The 630-nt window shown below is 72.1% G+C and carries 1 protein-coding gene; it reads right to left on the bottom strand.

Annotated features, from left to right (window positions below; all coding sequences use genetic code 11):
* Positions 1 to 630: aldehyde dehydrogenase family protein (locus ADK55_RS18595; protein WP_159041460.1), on the bottom strand; the 630-nt coding region annotated here is incomplete at both ends.

The raw sequence follows: 630 nt of genomic DNA, 5'->3' as shown, positions 1-630 counted from the left end.
GGACGGGGATGGGCACGTTGACGCCGACCATGCCGGCGCCCACCCGTCGGGTGAAGTCGCGGGCGGTGTCACCGTCGCGGGTGAAGATGGCGACGCCGTTGCCGTAGGGGTGCTCGCTGGGCAGGAGCAGCGCCTCCTCGTAGTCGGCGGCGCGTACGACGCTCAGCACCGGGCCGAAGATCTCCTCGCGGTGGATCCGCATCCGGGGGGTGACCCGGTCGAAGAGCGAGGCGCCGGCGAAGTAGCCGTTCTCGTGCCCGGGTAGGGTGAACCCGCGTCCGTCCACGACGAGTTCGGCGCCCTCGGTCACCCCGATGTCGACGTAGCGGTTCACCCGGTCGAGGGCGTCGCGGCTGACGAGCGGTCCGAAGTCGGCGTCCGGGTCGTCGGAGGTGCCGATGCGCAGGGCGGCTATCCGCTCCTTCAACTTGGCGACCAGGGCGTCCGCGGTCTCCTCCCCCACGGGGACGGCGACGGCGATGGCCATGCAGCGTTCGCCCGCGGAACCGTAGCCGGCGCCGATCAGGGCGTCGGCGGCCTGGTCGAGATCGGCGTCCGGCATCACGATCATGTGGTTCTTGGCGCCGCCGAAGCACTGGGCGCGCTTGCCGTGGGCGGCGGCGGTGGCGT

The sequence above is a fragment of the Streptomyces sp. WM4235 genome (assembly GCF_001279725.1).
Classification (GTDB): Bacteria; Actinomycetota; Actinomycetes; order Streptomycetales; family Streptomycetaceae; genus Streptomyces.
This window is presented reverse-complemented; position numbering and strand designations above follow the sequence as displayed.